The 17026-nt window shown below is 67.1% G+C and carries 16 protein-coding genes; 9 read left to right on the top strand and 7 right to left on the bottom strand.

The window, feature by feature from the left end:
- A partial coding sequence (locus tag JHC99_RS11020; RefSeq protein ID WP_292154203.1) for a hypothetical protein occupies positions 1 to 150 on the bottom strand: 150 nt, incomplete at its 3' end.
- Between the two features lie 129 nt (positions 151 to 279).
- On the opposite strand from JHC99_RS11020, the gene JHC99_RS11015 reads away from it, so the two are divergent.
- Positions 280 to 438: a hypothetical protein gene (locus tag JHC99_RS11015; RefSeq protein WP_271145721.1), complete on the top strand. Its 159-nt coding sequence runs from the start codon at positions 280 to 282 to the stop codon at positions 436 to 438.
- Between the two features lie 16 nt (positions 439 to 454).
- Positions 455 to 1600, top strand: coding sequence for a serine hydrolase domain-containing protein (locus JHC99_RS11010; RefSeq protein ID WP_292154201.1), 1146 nt, complete (start codon positions 455 to 457; stop codon positions 1598 to 1600).
- Here JHC99_RS11010 and rarD read toward each other — a convergent pair.
- The gene (gene rarD / locus JHC99_RS11005) at positions 1585 to 2511 is read right to left on the bottom strand and encodes an EamA family transporter RarD (RefSeq protein WP_292154199.1); all 927 of its coding nucleotides are present in this window, start codon (positions 2509 to 2511) and stop codon (positions 1585 to 1587) included. The genes JHC99_RS11010 and rarD overlap by 16 nt on opposite strands.
- Before the next feature lie 191 nt (positions 2512 to 2702).
- Positions 2703 to 3746 carry an aspartate-semialdehyde dehydrogenase gene (locus tag JHC99_RS11000; protein ID WP_292154198.1) on the bottom strand — a complete coding sequence of 348 codons (1044 nt, stop codon included), beginning with the start codon at positions 3744 to 3746 and terminating at the stop codon, positions 2703 to 2705.
- Between the two features lie 186 nt (positions 3747 to 3932).
- Here JHC99_RS11000 and zapE point away from each other — a divergent pair, with 186 nt between their 5' ends.
- Positions 3933 to 5033: a cell division protein ZapE gene (gene zapE / locus JHC99_RS10995; protein ID WP_292154196.1), complete on the top strand. Its 1101-nt coding sequence runs from the start codon at positions 3933 to 3935 to the stop codon at positions 5031 to 5033.
- A gap of 238 nt (positions 5034 to 5271) precedes the next feature.
- Positions 5272 to 5835 (top strand): YbjN domain-containing protein, encoded by a 564-nt coding sequence (locus JHC99_RS10990; RefSeq protein ID WP_292154194.1) that lies wholly within the window; start codon positions 5272 to 5274, stop codon positions 5833 to 5835.
- Between the two features lie 92 nt (positions 5836 to 5927).
- Here JHC99_RS10990 and mdh read toward each other — a convergent pair whose 3' ends face one another.
- Positions 5928 to 6890: a malate dehydrogenase gene (mdh, locus tag JHC99_RS10985; RefSeq protein WP_292154192.1), complete on the bottom strand. Its 963-nt coding sequence runs from the start codon at positions 6888 to 6890 to the stop codon at positions 5928 to 5930.
- Between the two features lie 167 nt (positions 6891 to 7057).
- Between mdh and JHC99_RS10980 the strand changes: the two genes are divergently transcribed.
- Positions 7058 to 7903 (top strand): WcbI family polysaccharide biosynthesis putative acetyltransferase, encoded by an 846-nt coding sequence (locus JHC99_RS10980; RefSeq protein WP_292154190.1) that lies wholly within the window; start codon positions 7058 to 7060, stop codon positions 7901 to 7903.
- Positions 7904 to 8059: 156 nt separating this feature from the next.
- Positions 8060 to 8983, top strand: coding sequence for an SIMPL domain-containing protein (locus JHC99_RS10975; RefSeq protein ID WP_292154188.1), 924 nt, complete (start codon positions 8060 to 8062; stop codon positions 8981 to 8983).
- A 57-nt stretch (positions 8984 to 9040) separates the two neighbouring features.
- Here the strand turns inward: JHC99_RS10975 and JHC99_RS10970 are convergent, their stop codons facing one another.
- Positions 9041 to 9892: a sterol desaturase family protein gene (locus JHC99_RS10970; protein WP_292154187.1), complete on the bottom strand. Its 852-nt coding sequence runs from the start codon at positions 9890 to 9892 to the stop codon at positions 9041 to 9043.
- A 53-nt stretch (positions 9893 to 9945) separates the two neighbouring features.
- On the opposite strand from JHC99_RS10970, the gene JHC99_RS10965 reads away from it, so the two are divergent.
- Positions 9946 to 10368 carry an HIT family protein gene (locus tag JHC99_RS10965; RefSeq protein WP_292154185.1) on the top strand — a complete coding sequence of 141 codons (423 nt, stop codon included), beginning with the start codon at positions 9946 to 9948 and terminating at the stop codon, positions 10366 to 10368.
- On the opposite strand, the gene argJ is transcribed toward JHC99_RS10965, so the two are convergent.
- Complete coding sequence (argJ, locus tag JHC99_RS10960; RefSeq protein WP_292154184.1) at positions 10346 to 11728, bottom strand: bifunctional glutamate N-acetyltransferase/amino-acid acetyltransferase ArgJ; 1383 nt, start codon at positions 11726 to 11728, stop codon at positions 10346 to 10348. The genes JHC99_RS10965 and argJ overlap by 23 nt on opposite strands.
- Positions 11725 to 12696, bottom strand: coding sequence for a peptidylprolyl isomerase (locus tag JHC99_RS10955; RefSeq protein WP_292154182.1), 972 nt, complete (start codon positions 12694 to 12696; stop codon positions 11725 to 11727). Before JHC99_RS10955 ends, argJ begins: the two co-directional genes overlap by 4 nt.
- Before the next feature lie 243 nt (positions 12697 to 12939).
- On the opposite strand from JHC99_RS10955, the gene secA reads away from it, so the two are divergent.
- Together secA and JHC99_RS10945 are read left to right on the top strand one after the other, a co-directional pair.
- Positions 12940 to 15795, top strand: coding sequence for a preprotein translocase subunit SecA (gene secA, locus JHC99_RS10950; RefSeq protein WP_292154180.1), 2856 nt, complete (start codon positions 12940 to 12942; stop codon positions 15793 to 15795).
- A 51-nt stretch (positions 15796 to 15846) separates the two neighbouring features.
- Positions 15847 to 17010 carry an aminotransferase class V-fold PLP-dependent enzyme gene (locus tag JHC99_RS10945; protein ID WP_292154178.1) on the top strand — a complete coding sequence of 388 codons (1164 nt, stop codon included), beginning with the start codon at positions 15847 to 15849 and terminating at the stop codon, positions 17008 to 17010.
- Positions 17011 to 17026 lie beyond the last annotated feature (16 nt).

Here is a 17026-nt window from a genome sequence, read left to right as displayed (position 1 = left end):
CTCGAAGAACAGTTCGTAGAAGTCGCCCATGCGGAAGAAGACGATCGCATCCGGCTGCGCAGCCTTGGCCGCCAGAAACTGCGCCATGACCGGCGTCACGCCTTCCGGGGCGGGGGCCAGGGCGGGGGGATGATGGATCGGAGCGTTCATGGGATCGCGACAGGGTGACGGATCACGCGCGTCGTCTCAAGCCATGATCCGGGTCCTGATCTGGTCAGCGGTTGTCCCCGACCCCATCTTGCCTCACACAGGGGCGCTGAAGAAGGAAGTCTGAGATCCATGGCCAGGAAGCCCAACTACAGTTTCGAGCGCCAGGAGCGCGAGCGCGCCGATGCCAAGAAGGCTGCCGAAAAGGCCGCCAAGAAGGCCGAACGCAAGGCCGCACAGGCCGCCTTCGAGGCCGGCGAGGGGCCGGACCCGGACCTGATGCAGGACTGACGCCGCAGACGTTCCGATGACCGACCTGCCCGAGATCCACGGCATCTGCCCGGCGCGGTTCGCCGCCGTCCGCGACGCCTTCGCGGCCAACTTAACCGATGCGCCCGAGGGCCTGGACGAACAGGCGGCGCGGTTCAGCGTCGTGGTGGCGGGCGAGATGGTCATCGACCTGTGGGCCGGGATGGCCGATCCGCGTAGCGCCACGCCGTTCAGCGAGACGACGCTGACGCCGGTCTTCTCGACCGGCAAGGCGGTCATGGCCCTGCTGATCGCGACCTGTGTCGAACGCGGTCTTCTGGACTACGACCGGCCGGTCGCCGAGATCTGGCCCGAATACGGACAGGCGGGCAAGGCGGCGATCACCCTGGCCCAGATGATGTCGCATCAGGACGGCTTGCCGGGCTTTGACGCGCCGGTCGATCCGACCATCTGGTTCGACCGTCAGGCGGTGCTGGACCGGCTGTGCGAGCAGGCGCCGATGTGGCCGCCGGGGACGGCATCCGGCTATCATCCGATCACCATCGGCTATCTGGCCGGCGAGGTGTTCCGCCGCGCCGATGGCCGAACCATGGGCGAGGCCCTGCGCGAGGATTTCGCCCAGCCCTTCGGTCTCGACCTGTGGATCGGGCTGCCCGAAACGGAGCATGGCCGCGTCGCCACCCTGCGCAAGCCGACGAAGGCCGTCGATCTCGGCCCCATCGACGCAGTCAAGACCGCCGCCTTCCTCGACAAGGGTTCGGCCCCAGGCGGGCGCGGCTCGGCCGAGTGGCGCACGATGGAGATTCCCTCGGCCAATCTGCACGGCACGGCACTGGACCTCGCGCGGATCCTGAACGTCCTGGCCAACGACGGCCTGCTGGACGGCAAGGCCATCCTGTCGTCCGAGGTAGTCGAGGCCGCGACGCGAGAGCGTGTCCATGGCCTGGATCGGGTCCTGCCCTTCACCCTGAGCTGGGGTGCCGGGTACACCCGCAACGCCGGGATCGGCATCTTCGGGCCCAACCCCGACGCGGTCGGTCACTGCGGCTGGGGCGGCAGTTGCGCCTTTGCAGACGCGGACCAGAAGCTGTCGGCGGCCTATGTGATGACCCGCCAGTCGCCGCACCTGATCGGCGATCCCCGCGCCCGCAGGCTGATCGACGCCCTCTATTCGGGGATCTGAAGCCGGATCGCCTGACGCTCGGCCCGCTTGCGCCAAAGGGCGGCCCCGGCGAAGACGGCGGCGCCGGTCCAGATGAAGCCGAACGACAGAATTCTCAGCAGGGTCAGGGGCTCGCCCGAAGCCACGCCGATGCAGAACTGAAGCGTCGGGGCCAGGAATTGCAGGAAACCGATGGTCGACAACGGCAGACGCCGGGCCGACCAGGCGAACAGGACCAGGGGCAGGACGGTGGCCAGCCCGCTGGAAATCGCCCAGCCCCAGTGCGCCGGACTGGAAAACCCGACGACGCCGGCCGTCTGGTTCAGCCACAGCAGCAGGCCGATCCCGACAGGGATCATCAGCAGACATTCGACGAAAAGCCCGGTCTGGGCGTCCGCATCGACCCGTTTGCGGATGATGCCATACGAGGCGAAGCTGAAGGCGATGACCAGCGACAGCCACGGCGCCCGTCCGAGCGCGACCGCCTGCAACACCACCCCGACCGCCGCCGCCCCGATGGCGATCCAGCCCCAGCGGTCGATCCGCTCGCGGAACACCACCAGGCCCGCCACCATGTTGAGCAGCGGATTGATGTAGTAGCCGAGGCTGGCCTCGAGCGTGTGCTGGTGGGTGGTGGCCCAGACATAGGCCCCCCAGTTGATCAGGATCATCACCGTGGACAGGGCCAGCCAGCCCAGGGTCGCCGGCGTGGTCAGGACCCGCCGGACCTGCTCCACCCGACCGGTGACCAGAACCAGCACCGCGGCGAACGCCACCGCCCACAGGCCCCGCTGGGCCAGGATCTCGGGCGCGGAAAACCCCGCCCTGGCCATGGCCATGAACAGCAGGGGAAAGACGCCCCAGCAGACGTAGCAGACCAGCCCCGCGATCAGGGCGTTGCGGGTTTCGGTGGGGGCGGGGGAAGAGGGCATGATATTTCCTCCCTCTCCCATCGGGAGAGGGCTTGAGCGCCCGAGAGCCGTCAGGCGATCGGTCTTGCGCGAAAGGGTGAGGGGTTATGCCCTCACCGGTTGCCACCCTGACCCTCACCCTTTCGGCTAAAACGCATCGCTACGCTCTGCGAGCCTCAAGCCCTCTCCCAATGGGAGAGGGAAGAGTCAAACTACACCGCGATCGAGCGATACCCCGTCGACGGTTTGATCGTGCCCGTTTCGTCCAGCAGCTGGGCGATCTGGACGGCATTCAGCGCCGCGCCCTTGCGCAGGTTGTCGGACACGACCCAGAAGCACAGGCCGTTCTCGACCGTGTGATCCTTGCGGATGCGCGACACATAGACGGCGTGCTCGCCGGCCGCGTCGACCGGGGTGATGTAGCCGTCGTGCTCCTGCTTATCGACCACCAGGACGCCCGGTGCCTCGCGCAGGATGGCGCGGGCCTCGTCGGGGCTGATGGGGCGATCGAACTCGACCGTGACAGCCTCGGAGTGACCCACGAAGACCGGCACCCGCACGCAGGTGACGGTCAGCTTGATCTCGGGGTCCATCATCTTGTGGACCTCGTTCCACATCTTGGCCTCTTCGTCGGTATAGCCGTCCTCGTTGAACGACCCGATGTAGGGGATGACGTTGAAGGCGATCTGCTTGGGGAATTTCTTCGGCTTGGCGTCGCCCAGGCCATAGATGGCCTTGGTCTGGTTCCACAGCTCGTCCATGCCTTCCTTGCCCGCGCCCGACACGGATTGATAGGTCGAGACCACGACGCGCTTGATCTTCGCGGCGTCATGCAGGGGCTTGAGCGCCACAACCAGCTGGGCGGTCGAGCAGTTCGGGTTGGCGATGATGTTCTTGCGGATATCCTTGACCGCGTCCGGGTTCACCTCGGGCACGATCAGGGGCACGTCCTTGTCCATGCGGAAGACGGACGAGTTGTCGATCACGATCGGACCCGCCGCGCCGATCTTTTCCGACCAGGCCTTGGACACGGTCCCGCCGGCCGACATCAGGACGATATCGACGGTGGAGAAATCGAAGGTCTCCATGTCCTCGCACTTGATGGTCTTGTCGCCCCAGGCGACGTCCATCCCCTTGGATTTTCGCGAGGCGATCGCGTGCATGGTCTCGACGGGGAAGTTCAGTTCCTCGAGGATGGTCAGCATTTCCCGGCCGACATTGCCGGTGGCGCCTACGACGGCGACGCGATAGCCCATGATCTTAGTCCTTCGGACGCGCTAACGCTCGGCTCGCGGAGCCTCGCTGCTTGAGCGCGGTTGGTGCGTGGGTGTTGGTTTCGTGTCTGCTGCAAGGTTTCTTGCGGCAGGGCGAGGCATGTAAGCCTTCGCGCGGGCGAAGTCATCGCTTTTCACATGGCTTGCGCAAGACTATGCCCCAGTTCGATGGGCTCCCGTATTCGTTCCGCTTATGACATCCGCGTCGAGGAAGGCGTCATCGCCCCCGATCCGGCGCAGGTCCCGCTGATCGCGGCCCTGGAGCGGCTGGAAGAGGACCTTGCGAGGAAGGGCCTGTTCGGCAAACAGCCGGAGGTCCGCGGTCTCTACATCTGGGGGCCGCCTGGACGCGGCAAGTCGATGCTGATGGACCTGTTCGTCTCGGCCTCGCCCGAACCGCGAAAGACCCGCGCCCATTTCCACGCCTTCATGGCGCGCGTCCACGACCTGGTCCGCCAGTGGCGCGAGGGCGACCGCAAGACTCGCAAGGCGGTGTTCGGTTCGCACAAGGGCGACGATCCGATCGAGCCGGTCGCCGACCTGATCGCATCGGAGGCCCGGCTGCTTTGCTTCGACGAGCTTCAGGTCACCGACATCGCCGACGCCATGATCCTGGGTCGGCTGTTCGACGCCCTGTTCGAGAGGAGGGTCGTGCTGGCCGTGACCTCGAACCGGGCGCCGGATCAACTCTACAGGAACGGCATCAACCGCCAGCTGTTCACCCCCTTCATCGACGAGATCAAGGCGCGCTGCGCGGTGATCGAGATCGCGGGGGCCCGCGACTGGCGGCTCGACCGGCTGATGGGCTCGCCGGTCTGGTTCGCTGACGATGCGGCGGGCCGGCAGGCCTTCGAGACCCTGTGGTACGACCTCAAGGGCGGCGAGCCCGAGGAACCGGCGCATGTCACGGTGCTCGGCCGCGACGTCGTCGTCGAACGCACCGCCGGGTCCATGGCCCGCAGTCCCTTCGCCGACCTGTGCGCCCGGCCGCTGGGGCCGCAGGACTATCTGGCGGTGGCCCGGCGGTTCCACACCCTGTTCGTGTCCGACATCCCGCGCCTCGGCCCGGAGAACCGCCAGGAAGCCGCGCGGTTCGTCACCCTGATCGACGCCCTGTACGAAGCCGGAACCCGGCTGGTCGCCACCTCGGCCGTCGAGCCCGAGGCCCTGTATCCCGCCGGCGACGGTGCCTTCGAGTTCGAGCGTACCGCGTCGCGCCTGCGCGAGATGGCCAGCGCCAGCTGGCTGGAGAAGGCGACGCATGAGTAGTGCGTTCGGTTTTTCCCTCCCCCTGCGGGGGAGGGCAGATCGCGAAGCGATTGGGTGGGGGCGGTAAGGCGATACGGCGCTGTCTTGCCTTGCCCTTCCCACCGGTATCCGCTGCGCTTCGACCTCGCAGGCCGCTCGGATACGAGCGGACCAGCACCCCGAGGGGGAAGGAGAGGTTCTTCTCACAAATTCGCCGTATTGTAGCTTAGGCTGAGCCGGACCGCTGGAGACCCCACCCATGACCCTCGCCCTCGCCGCCGTCGCGGTGCTTGCCCTCGCCACGCCCGACCTCTCACTGGCCCAGACCCAGACTGCGCCCGTCGCCGCTGTCCCCGCCGCGCGCCCGGCCGCCGCAGCACCGGCCCGGATGGTCCAGGGGGTTGCTCCCGCCGCCGTCATCGCCTGGCTGACCACGCAAGGCACCACGCCGGGCGCGATCCAGACCGACCAGGGCCGGACCTTCGTGCGGGTCTCGGCCGACGGGTTGAGCTGGCTGTTGTTCTTCCAGTCCTGCGATGCGGCAGGCATGTGTTCGGACCTGCAGTTCTCGACCGGCGTCTCCAGCGCCACCATCACGCCGGACAAGATCAACGGCTGGAACCGCGACCGCCGCTTCCTGAAGGCCATCTACGAGGCGCCCGAGGGGACGACCCCCGCCTCGGCCGTGGTCCAGTACGACGTCCTCCTGACCGGCGACGGCCCCGACCAGCTCATCGACCACCTCGCCATCTGGCGTGGCCTGTTGCCGGAGTTCGCCCGGCTGACGGTGGGTGGGGCCACGGCTGCTCCTGCGGCACAATAGAAAAGGGCCGCAGTTTGCACTGCGGCCCCCGTTCTTGATCGAAAGGCGCTCAAGTAGCGCGCGACCGGGTCGCGCGCATTAGCGCTCGCTGGCTATGCCAGCGACGGCTCGATGTCCTTGCAGGCCTGCAGCAGGCCCTGGACCGAGGCGACCGATTTCTCGAACATCATCTTTTCCTCGTCGTTGGTGGTGAATTCGACGATCTTCTCGACGCCGCCGGCGCCGATCAGGGCGGGGACGCCGACATAGAGGTCCGACAGGCCGTACTCGCCCGACAGCCAGACGGCGCAGGGCAGGACGCGCTTCTGGTCGAGCAGATAGGACTTGGCCATGGCGATGGCGCTCTCGGCAGGGGCATAGAAGGCCGAGCCGGTCTTCAGCAGGGCGACGATCTCGCCGCCGCCCTTGCGGGTGCGGGTGACGATGGCGTCCAGATCAGCCTGGGACAGGAAGCCGGCGGCGACCGCGTCAGGCAGGGGCAGGCCGCCGATGGTCGAGTGGCGCACCATGGGGACCATGTCGTCGCCGTGGCCGCCCAGGGTCCAGGCGTGGATGTCCTGCACCGAGACGCCGGTCTTTTCCGACAGGAAGTAGGCGAAGCGGGCCGAGTCGAGCACGCCGGCCATCCCGACGACCTTCTCGTGCGGCAGGCCCGAAAACTTCTGCAACGCCCAGACCATGGCGTCGAGCGGGTTGGTGATGCAGATGACGAAGGCGTTGGGGGCGTGGGCCTTGATGCCCTCGCCGACGGCCTTCATGACCTTGAGGTTGATCGACACCAGGTCGTCGCGGCTCATGCCGTCCTTGCGGGGCACGCCGGCGGTGACGATGCAGACGTCGGCGCCCGCAATGTCGGCATAGTCGTTGGCGCCCTTGAGCGAGACCGACGAACCGAACACGGCGGTGGCCTCGGCGATGTCCAGCGCCTTGCCCTGGGGCGTGCCCTCGGCGATGTCGAACAGGATCACGTCGCCGAGCGCCTCGCGCGCGGCCACGTGGGCCAGGGTTCCGCCGATCATACCGGCGCCGATGAGGGCGATCTTGGCGCGTGCCATGGGATGTGTCTCTAGCTGGGCGGCCGAGGACAGGCCGCGATGGCGAGGGGTCTAGACGCACGCCCGATCACAGGCAAGCCACCAGCCTGTCAAGCGCTGTGCCCGGCCCGGTCCTTGCCTGACGAGACGTAACGCCCTAACTCACCGGAAATTGTTCGCGAGAGATTATGGAACGCTGGCTACTTATCTCCAACTGCCAGACTGTCGGCTTGGCCAACTCGTTCCAGCTCCTGAATCGGCGTTTCGATGTGACCGGCCTCGATATCTGGGGCTATCTGAACGACATCGAAAAATGGGAAGCGTCCTTTTCCGACTATTTCCGCGTGGTGGTTTCACCCGAGGTCGAGGCCTTCATCCCCAACGGCCTGCCGAACGCGCCCAATCTGACGCGGGTGCCGGCTCTATCGTTCTCGGGCTTCCACCCCGACCTTAGCTACGTCAACGGCCCGGCCGGCGCGGTGCGCGGTCCCCTGGGCAACTATCACTCCCTGATCGCCTTCGCGGCCTATATGAAGGGGCTGTCGTTCGAGGACGCCGTGGCGCTGTTCAACGCCAAATTCTTCGAGCAATGCGGCTATTTCGATTACTGGGAGCCGCAGAAGGCCACCGTCCTCAACCAGTTCAAGACCCACGGCATCGACATTTCCGAGCAGTTCGTGCGCTGGGGCCGCTACGGCTCCTTCATGCATTCGAGCGATCACCCCAAGATCGATGTGATCTATGATGTCGCCAAGGCCTTTCTGGTCGCCGGCGGCGTCGAGGTTCAGGATTCCGAATTCCGGCCCTACGACGGTCTGAGAAACGGCCCCTGCTGGCCGGTCTATCCCGAGATCGGTGAGGTCCTGGGGATCGAGGGCTCCTACAACTTCAAGCGCGACATGGTCTTCCGCCATACGGACCTGGCCGGCTTCGTCTGGGAATCCTATGCCGCCTACGCCGAGTTCGATCGGGCGGAACTGTCGCCTGCCCCGCCCTTCAAGGGGATGTTCGATCATGTCAGCGGGCTGATCTGACGCCCGCCTCCATCGCCTGACCTCCGCCTTTTCGGCGGTCGCAGACTCCCTGTCAGACTTTTCAGACCCGGTTGTCGCGTGACCGACCGTCTGAAACCGCTTCCCCATTCCATCAAAACGCGGGACGGTTGAGCCAATCAAGACAGGGAGATTCGCATGCGTCCCATCCTCTTCGGCCTTCTGGCGGCCGGTCTCGCGGCTCCACTGGTGCCTGGTCAGGCCCTGGCCCAGACCCCGCCGGCCACGATCGGCCAGCAGTATGTCCCTGCGCCGTGGTGGATGCGCGATCCGGTGATCGCCTCGGTAGGCCAGGTCCGCACCGAGATCGCCGCCAACCGGGCGGGCTTCACCGCCGGCTTCACGGCCCTGGACCGTTCGGCTGCAGAGGCTTCGCGCAAGGCCGCCGACCTGGTCCGCGCCCTGTCCCAGCAGCTGGCGACCTATGGGGCTGACAAGGTCCGGGTCGAGACCAGTCTGACCACCCGCCCGATCTACGAACAGTACCGCGACGAGGCCGGGGTGATGCGCGACAACGTCCGGGCCGACAAGATCGTCCGCTACCAGACCGAGGCCTCGGTCCGGCTGACCATCCGCGACGTGGCGGTGCTGGAACGGGCCTATGCCACGGTGGTGGCGACCCAGCCGACCACACTGAGCCCGGTCTATTTCAACCTCGAACCCGAAAACGCCTGGAAGACAGCCCTTGCGGCCGAGGCGATGAAGGATGCGCGTCGTCGGGCGCTCGCGGCGGCCGAGAATGCGGGCGCGACCCTGGGCTCGGTGCGCGTCATCGACCCGACGGGCCGGGCCTGCCAGACCGACGTCCTGGCCGGCTGGCCGTCCTACAGCGCGGGTGGCGGCCAGATGCAGACCAGCGTCGATGAGGTGGTGGTGACGGGATCACGGATGAGCCGTTCCGAAGGGCTTATGGCGTCCCCGCCTCCGCCGGCTGCGCCGCCACCGCCCGTACGGCCCGGCGAGGCGCCCAGCGAAGCCCAGATCGAGGCCGCGCGCCTGGCGCTACAGCCGCCGCTGCAGACGATGACCGACAGCGCCTGCGTGGTTTACGGGCTGAACTGAAAATACAGCCCGCATCCAGACTCCGTCACCCTGGGGCTTGACCCGAGGGCCGGACCTTCAGCGAGGCGGGCAGGCGATCCGGGCGCGGGGTGCGTCCGCTCCGGCGTCGATGCGCACGACGTCCGGCCCTCGGTTCAAGCCCGAGGGTGACGGAGGTGAAATGGGATACGCCAACTGCCCGATGAACCCATCCGGCACCGGATCGCTGACCCCGTACCGCTCGGGATGCCCCGCCTCCGGCAGGCGGAAGGTGCCGAAGAGGCGGTCCAGGATCGACAGCTGGGCGGCGAAATTCATGTCATAGGCCTCGCGCTGGTCGGCGTGGTGCCAGTGGTGGAAGCGCGGCGAGCCGATGACCTGGGCCAGGGGCCCGAAGTCGAGCCGGACGTTGGCGTGCAGCAGCAGCGCGTGCACGTGATAGGTCACCCCATAGATCAGCAGCGGCAGGGGCTCGATCCCGAACACGATGGCGGGGGCCAGGGCGACGCCGGAGAACATCAGCTGTTCGACCGGATGCTCGCGATGCGAACTCATCCAGTCCAGCTCGCGGCTGGAATGGTGTACGGCGTGGAAGCGCCACAGCACCGGCACCGCATGGGCCATCCGGTGGGTCCAGTAGATGCCGAGCTCGGCCGTGATCAGGACCGCCAGATACTGCGCCCAGACCGGCTGGGCCCTGACGGCGTCCGCGACCGGCGCCGGCACGAGGCGGAAGGCGAGGACGCTCAGCACCACGGCGATCGCGATCATCCCCATCCGGATCACGGCGCCGCCGACGAAGATGTGCAGTATATCGGTCAGCCAGCCGCCGCGCAGCACCTTCTGGCCCCGCTTCAAGGCGACGAGCCGCTCCAGCAGGACGAAGCCCACCGCACAGCCCGCCAGCAGAATGAGGTCGATCATCGACATGGTGCCAGTCTAGGGCCTCGTCCTTGCAGGGCCCTTAAGGCTAGGATCGCCGCATGACGTTCGAGATCGATCCCCGCCTGCTGGCAAACTCCATGGCCCTGCCACCGCTCGGCCTGTCGGACCTGCGCCTGATGGACGACGTTCGCTTCCCCTGGCTGGTGTTGATCCCCCGCGTTCCGGGCGCAACCGAGCTTGACGACCTCGACCCGGCCCAGCGCGCCGTTCTGATCGAGGAGATCGCCCTGGCCGGCGCCATGGTCCGCGCCCTGAGCCAGGCCTTGGACCAGCCGATCAACAAGCTGAACACCGCCGCCCTGGGCAACGTCACGGCCCAGCTGCACGTTCACATCGTCGGCCGCCGCCGCGACGACCCCCTCTGGCCCGACCCGATCTGGGGGCGCGGGCCACCGGTGGCGCGTGCGGAGGGCGAGACGGCTCGGCTGGCGGCCTTGGTCAGCTCCGATAGTCCCCGTTGATCTCGATGTAGCCCTTGGTCAGGTCGCAGGTCCACACCGTTGCCGAGGCCCGGCCCGAGCCGACGTCGACGGTGATGTCGATCTCGGGGTTCTTCATATAGGCCGACATCGCGGCCTCGTCGTAGGTCGGGGACGGGGCGCCGTCGATGGCTGCGATATTGGGGCCGAAACGGATGGCCAAGGCGTCGCGGTCGACCGGTTCCTCGGTCTTGCCGACGGCCATGACGACCCGGCCCCAGTTGGCGTCCTCGCCGGCGATGGCGGTCTTGACCAGGGGGCTGTCGGCGATCGACTTGGCGAGCTTGCGGGCCGAGGCGGGCGAGGCGGCGCCGTCCACGGTGATCCGCACGAATTTGGTCGCCCCCTCGCCGTCACGGACCAGCTGGTGCGCCAGATCCAGCATGACCTTGTCCAACGCCGCCGAGAACTCCTTGAGACGCCGGTCGCCGACCCGGCCGATGCGCGGCGCGTTGGAGGCTCCGGTCGCGAACATCAGACAGGTGTCGTTGGTCGAGGTGTCGCCGTCCACCGTCACCGAGTTGAAGGTGGTGCGCACATGCAGGCCCAGCAGGGCGCGCAGCACCCCGGGGTGGATGTCGGCGTCGGTGACGATGAAGGCCAGCATGGTCGCCATGTCCGGGGCGATCATGCCCGACCCCTTGGCGATCCCGGCGATCCTGACCTTCTCCCCGTCGATCAGGCATTCGGCATACGACCCCTTGGGGAAGGTGTCCGTGGTCATGATCCCCCGCCCGGCCTTGGCCCAGCCGTCGGCGTCGAGGCCCGCCTCGATGTCTGGCATCCGGGCGGCGATCTTCCGATCGTCCAGAACCACGCCGATGACGCCGGTCGAGGCCAACATGACGTCCCTCTGGCGACAGCCGAACCGTTTGGCGACCTCGGAGGCCGTGCGTCGGGCGGCGTCAGCCCCGGCCTTGCCGGTAAAGGCGTTGGCGCAACCGGCGTTGACGACCAGGGCCCGCACGTCCTTGCCGCCGTCCGCCGAGTCGAGGTGACGCTTGCACCAGTCCACCGGGGCCGAGCCAACTTTGTGACGCGTGAACACCCCGGCGCAGGTGGTGCCCTTGGCGAAGGAGAAGACCACCAGGTCGTCGCGTTCGTGCTTGTAGAAGCCGGCGCGCGCCGTCGCGATCTCGACCCCGCCTATGGGCGGGATGGTCGGGAAGGGCACGGCGAGGGGCGAAATGGCCAGGCCGGGCTTGCCCGGAGCCGTGGGGGCGGCAGGCACCGGCGTCGTGGCGCGCTTCAGGGCCGAGGCAAAGGGATCCAGCGCCTTGCCGACCGCCGCCTCGAATTTCTGGCCCGCCGAGGGTTTACCAGGAGGAGGGGTCCGGCTCATTTCGGGGCTCCGGTGATGGCGGGTGCGGCGGGGGCGGTCGGGGCCGGTGCGGGCGCAGGTACTGGCGCAGATGCCGGCTCCTGCGGCTCCGGCCCGGTCGTGGTCTCGCCGGCCAGCAGCACATCCACCTTCGCTCGACCCCGAAGTTGCTCGAGTAACTGGCGCACCCCCTCATAGGTCAGATAGCGGACGATCTGTGGCCGCGCCTGTTCGAGCGTCGGCGGGCTTTCCTTGCGCCGGTCCTCGACCCGCAGCACGGCCCAGCCGCCGTCGGTCTGGAACGGTCCGACCGTCGATCCGGCGGGCGCATCCCGCAGGGCGTTGGCATAGGCCTGGGGCATGACGTCGATGGTCGAATAGCCGAGATCGCCGCCGGAGAACCGCGTGGCCTCGTCCACCGACCGTTCCTGGGCCACCGCCCCGAACTGGGCCCCCTGGGCCAGGATGCCCAGCACCGCATCGGCCTCGGGCCTGGTGCGCGACAGGATCAGGCGGATGCGGATCTCCTCGGACGTCCGGGCCAGGCGCAGCTGTTCCTGATACAGGGTCTGGACCGCTTGGTCGTTGATGCGGCCGTTGACCTCGTTCTCGACCAGCATGTCGCCCAGGATCCGCTCCTGGGTCGCCTTCAGCCGCCGCTGGGCCAGGGCCGAGTTGTCGAGGCCGCGCCGCTCCGCCTCGGCGGCCAGCAGCTTCTGGTCGATCACCTCGTCCAGCACCCGGCGGAACAGGTCACTGGTCACGTCCAGCGGCTCGCCCTCGCCGACCAGCCCTTGGGCCACCGCCTCGCGCTTCACGTCCGATGCCCACAAGGTCTCGCCCTGGACCTTGGCCACCGCCCGGTCGCCCGGTTCGGGCGGCGCATCGTCGCTGTTGCCGCGACCGCAGCCGGCAACGGCGAGGACAGCGACGAAAGCGATGAGGATCAGAGGGTTGCCTAAAGGACGCCCGGTGGAAAAAAGGGACAAGGGGAGGCTCTCCGTCCCGGACCGCAAAGGCCCTCGCGTTGACAGGGGTATGGCCGGTGCTTAAGTCCCGCCTGCGCCCAAGTCGAGGGGTTTTCGATCGTTCGCGCGGCCCCGCGCAGCGCCCTGTTTCAGGCGCGCCGGGTCGTCGATGACCGGGCCTTTCGGACTGAAGGCGCTGACGGCCTTCCTCGGCCAGACCCTGTCTCTTGAGCCTTCAGACGCTCGACCGCCCTCGGATACTCCATGCTCGGCTTCGCCAAGAAACTGTTCGGCTCTTCCAATGACCGCAAGGTCAAGGACTTCCTGGTCCGCGTCGAGAAGATCACCGCCCTGGAGCCCAAGTTCGCCGGCCTGTCGGACGACGAGCTGCGAATGATGACCCAGACCTTCCGGGACCGGCTGGCGGGCGGCGAGACCCCCGACAAGATCCTGAACGAAGCCTTCGCCGTGGCGCGCGAGGCCTCCAAGCGGGTGCTGGGTCAGCGCCAGTACGACGTGCAGCTGGCCGGCGGCATGATCCTGAACGAGGGCGGCATCGCCGAGATGCGCACCGGCGAGGGCAAGACCCTGGTCGCCGTGGCACCGGTGTACCTGAACGCCCTGTCCGGCGAAGGCGTCCACGTCATCACGGTCAACGACTATCTGGCCCGGCGCGACGCCGACTGGATGGGCCGGGTCTACCGGTTCCTGGGGCTCGAGGTCGGCGTCATCGTCAACGGCCTGTCGTCGGGCCAGCGTCAGGCGGCCTATGCCTCGGACATCACCTACGGCACCAACAACGAATTCGGCTTCGACTATCTGCGCGACAACCTGGTCTACAATCGCGACGAGATGGTCCAGCGCGGGCACAATTTCGCGATCGTGGACGAGGTCGACTCCATCCTGATCGACGAGGCGCGCACGCCCCTGATCATCTCGGGCCCGACCGAGGACCGGTCGGACCTGTACAAGATCCTCGACGGCATCGTGAAGGAACTGATCGTCGACAAGACGACCTACGACCTCGACGAAAAGCAGAAACAGGCCCTGCTGACCGAGGAAGGCTCCGAGAAGATCGAGCAGATCCTGGAAGACGGCGGCCATTTCGCCGAGGACACGACGGGTCTGTACGACGCCGCCAACATCAGCCTCGTTCACCACGTCAATCAGGCCCTGCGCGCCAACACCCTGTATACCAAGGACAAGGACTATATCATCAAGGCCGGCGAGATCGTCCTGATCGACGAGTTCACGGGCCGGATGATGACCGGACGCCGCCTGTCCGAAGGCCTGCACCAGGCCATCGAGGCCAAGGAGGGCGTGCAGATCATGCCCGAGAACCAGACCCTGGCCTCGGTCACGATCCAGAACTATTTCCGGCTCTATTCTAAGCTGTCGGGCATGACCGGCACCGCCGCGACCGAGGCCCAGGAGTTCGGCGACATCTACAAGATGGAGGTGCTGGAGGTTCCGACCAACCGCCCCGTCCAGCGCATCGACTACGACGACGAGGTCTACCGGACCGAGCGCGAGAAGAATATCGCCATCGCCAAACAGATCGCCGACTGCCGCGACCGCGGCCAGCCGATCCTGGTCGGCACCGTCTCGATCGAGAAGTCCGAGACCCTGTCGAGGATGCTCGACGAATACGAACATCAGGTCGAGGTGTCGCGCGCCCTCAAGCCCGAGTTCGTCGGCAAGGCCAAGGAAGCGGAAAAAGTCGGCGACGCCGCGTATGACATCGTCTGGGAGACGAAGTTCAAGGGGATCCCGCACAGCGTCCTGAACGCCCGCCAGCACGAGCAGGAAGCCTTCATCGTCGCCGATGCCGGCCTGCCCGGCGCGGTCACCATCGCCACCAACATGGCCGGTCGCGGCACCGACATCCAGCTGGGCGGCAACCTCGAGATGCGGCTGGAGAAGTTCCGCCTCGACCAGCGTAACCTGGGCATCCCGGTCACGCCGGAAGAGGAAAAGGCCGAGGAAGCCCGGCTCAAGGCCGACATCGCCGTCCAGAAGCAGATCGCACTGGAAGCCGGCGGCCTTTTCGTCCTGGGCACCGAACGCCACGAGAGCCGCCGTATCGACAATCAGCTGCGCGGCCGCACCGGCCGTCAGGGCGATCCGGGCACCTCGAAATTCTTCCTGTGCTGCGAAGACGACCTGCTGCGTATCTTCGCCGGCGACCGGCTGGATTCGATCATGCGGTCGTTCGGGGTGGCCGAGGGCGAGGCGATCTCGCACCCCTGGCTGAACCGCGCCGTCGAGACCGCCCAGAAGCGCGTCGAGACCCGTAACTACGACATCCGCAAGAACCTTCTGAAGTACGACGACGTCGTCAACGACCAGCGCAAGGCGGTCTTTGAACAGCGCCAGGAGTTCATGGATTCCGACGACCTGTCCGAACTGGTCGGCGAGTTCCGCCGTGACGTGGTCACCGACCTGGTCGACCGCTTCATGCCGCCCAAGGCCTATGCCGAACAGTGGGACATCGACGGTCTCGACGAGAAGGTCCGCTCCACCCTGGGTCTCGAACTGCCGCTGCACGACTGGGCTGCCGAGGAAGGCGTGTCCAACGAGGAGGTCGAGGAACGGCTTCAGGCCGCCGCCGATGCCCGCGCCACGGAGCGCCTGGAACTGATCGGCGAGGGCCAGACCCGGGGGCTGGAGAAACAGTTCCTGATGCAGCAGATCGACATGAGCTGGCGCGAGCACCTGGTCCATCTGGACCATCTGCGCGGCGTTATCGGCCTACGCGGCTATGGCCAGCGCGACCCGCTGAACGAATACAAGACCGAGGCCTTCTCCCTGTTCGAGGCCCTGCTCCACGACCTGCGCCATAACGTCACCCGCTGGTTGATGACTGTCGAGTTCCGCTTCCAGCCGCCTCCGGAAATGGAAATGCCCGTCTTCCAGGAGATCCACCTGAACCCCGGCACCGGCGAGAACGAGATGGCCAACGCCCGGGCCCAGAACCCGGAGCAACAGTTCACCGGCGACGACCGCTCGCGGTTCCCGGTCGAGCTCCTGCCCGAAGGCTGGGAACGGACATCCCGCAACGCCGACTGCCCCTGCGGGTCGGGCCGCAAGTTCAAGCACTGCCACGGAAGTCTGGTTTAGAGCGACCGCTCACGGCTTGAGCCCAGTCGGCTTTGGGGCGAGAGAAGGGGGATGACCCACAAACCCCTCTTCTCCCGCGCCCTCGCCCTCGATCCCGAGCGGCTGCATTTCGCGGCGCATAGCCACCACCTGTGGCCCGACGCCTCGTTCGACGGGCAGGTGCGGGCGTGGGACGAAGCGAACCGGTTCGCGGACCGGAAATGGGATCTGGTCTTCGGCGAGGTGGTGCCCGAGGCGCAGCGGCATATCGCCGCCGAGCTTGGCCTGCCCGACCCAGAGACGGTGGTCTTTGCGCCCAATACCCACGACTTCCTGATCCGCATCTTCTCGGGTCTGTCGAGCAAGCCTGTGCGCATCCTGACCACGGACGGCGAGTTCCATGCCTTCCGGCGTCAGGCCGAACGCTGGGAGGAGGCAGGCGAGGCGGTGGTAACGCGAGTGCCGCTGGAGCCATTCGCGACTTTCGCCGACCGGTTCGTCGCCGAGGCCGAACGGGGGGCCTGTGACCTGATCGTGGTCAGCCAGGTCTTTTTCAAGACCGGCCAGGCCTTTGACCGGATCGCCGATCTGGCGGCGCTGGCTCAGCCTGAGGGGCCTTGGGTCGTCATCGACGGCTATCACGGCTTCATGGCCACACCGACGGACCTGTCGGGCGTCGCGGACCGGATCTTCTATGTTTCCGGCGGCTACAAATACGCCATGACCGGCGAAGGGGCGGGCTTCCTGCACGCGCCGGACGGCTTCTGTCCCCGGCCGGTGGTGACCGGCTGGTTCGCCGAGTTCGGCAATCTGATGGGGCCGCCGGGCGGGGTTCAGTACCGGCAGGACGCGGGCCGGTTCTGGGGCGCGACCTTCGATTCCACGCCGCTGTACCGGTTCAACGGCGTGCGGCGGATGCTGGACGAGGCCGGGCTGACCACGGCCGACGTCTCGGCCCATGCGCTGGGACTGCAAAAGCGGTTCTCTCAGGCTTTGGCGGCGGGTGAGTGCGGCGCGCTGGATCAGGCGACGGTGCTCAATCCGGTCGAGGGCGACGGGCCGCGCGCGCGGTTCATCGCGCTCAGACATCCTGATGCCCAGGCCTGGCGGGCGGCGCTGCTGGCCGCAAACGTCGTGACCGACGTGCGCGACGACACCATCCGCTTCGGCTTCGGCCTGTATCAGGACGCCGACGACGTCGAGCGCCTGATCGCGGTCTGCCGACGCCTGTTCTGACGCCTCAGTAGAACTG

It is taken from the genome of Brevundimonas sp. (assembly GCF_016463485.1).
Taxonomy (GTDB): Bacteria; Pseudomonadota; Alphaproteobacteria; order Caulobacterales; family Caulobacteraceae; genus Brevundimonas.
The sequence above is the reverse complement of the archived record's forward strand: the minus strand, read 5'-3'. Positions and strand labels throughout refer to the sequence as shown.

Coding starts and splice junctions, on each gene's coding strand:
- JHC99_RS11015 (WP_271145721.1), top strand. CDS start 280: ATGGCCAGGAAGCCCAACTACAGTTTCGAGCGCCAGGAGCGCGAGCGC.
- JHC99_RS11010 (WP_292154201.1), top strand. CDS start 455: ATGACCGACCTGCCCGAGATCCACGGCATCTGCCCGGCGCGGTTCGCC.
- rarD (WP_292154199.1), bottom strand. CDS start 2,511: ATGCCCTCTTCCCCCGCCCCCACCGAAACCCGCAACGCCCTGATCGCG.
- JHC99_RS11000 (WP_292154198.1), bottom strand. CDS start 3,746: ATGGGCTATCGCGTCGCCGTCGTAGGCGCCACCGGCAATGTCGGCCGG.
- zapE (WP_292154196.1), top strand. CDS start 3,933: ATGGGCTCCCGTATTCGTTCCGCTTATGACATCCGCGTCGAGGAAGGC.
- JHC99_RS10990 (WP_292154194.1), top strand. CDS start 5,272: ATGACCCTCGCCCTCGCCGCCGTCGCGGTGCTTGCCCTCGCCACGCCC.
- mdh (WP_292154192.1), bottom strand. CDS start 6,890: ATGGCACGCGCCAAGATCGCCCTCATCGGCGCCGGTATGATCGGCGGA.
- JHC99_RS10980 (WP_292154190.1), top strand. CDS start 7,058: ATGGAACGCTGGCTACTTATCTCCAACTGCCAGACTGTCGGCTTGGCC.
- JHC99_RS10975 (WP_292154188.1), top strand. CDS start 8,060: ATGCGTCCCATCCTCTTCGGCCTTCTGGCGGCCGGTCTCGCGGCTCCA.
- JHC99_RS10970 (WP_292154187.1), bottom strand. CDS start 9,892: ATGTCGATGATCGACCTCATTCTGCTGGCGGGCTGTGCGGTGGGCTTC.
- JHC99_RS10965 (WP_292154185.1), top strand. CDS start 9,946: ATGACGTTCGAGATCGATCCCCGCCTGCTGGCAAACTCCATGGCCCTG.
- argJ (WP_292154184.1), bottom strand. CDS start 11,728: ATGAGCCGGACCCCTCCTCCTGGTAAACCCTCGGCGGGCCAGAAATTC.
- secA (WP_292154180.1), top strand. CDS start 12,940: ATGCTCGGCTTCGCCAAGAAACTGTTCGGCTCTTCCAATGACCGCAAG.
- JHC99_RS10945 (WP_292154178.1), top strand. CDS start 15,847: ATGACCCACAAACCCCTCTTCTCCCGCGCCCTCGCCCTCGATCCCGAG.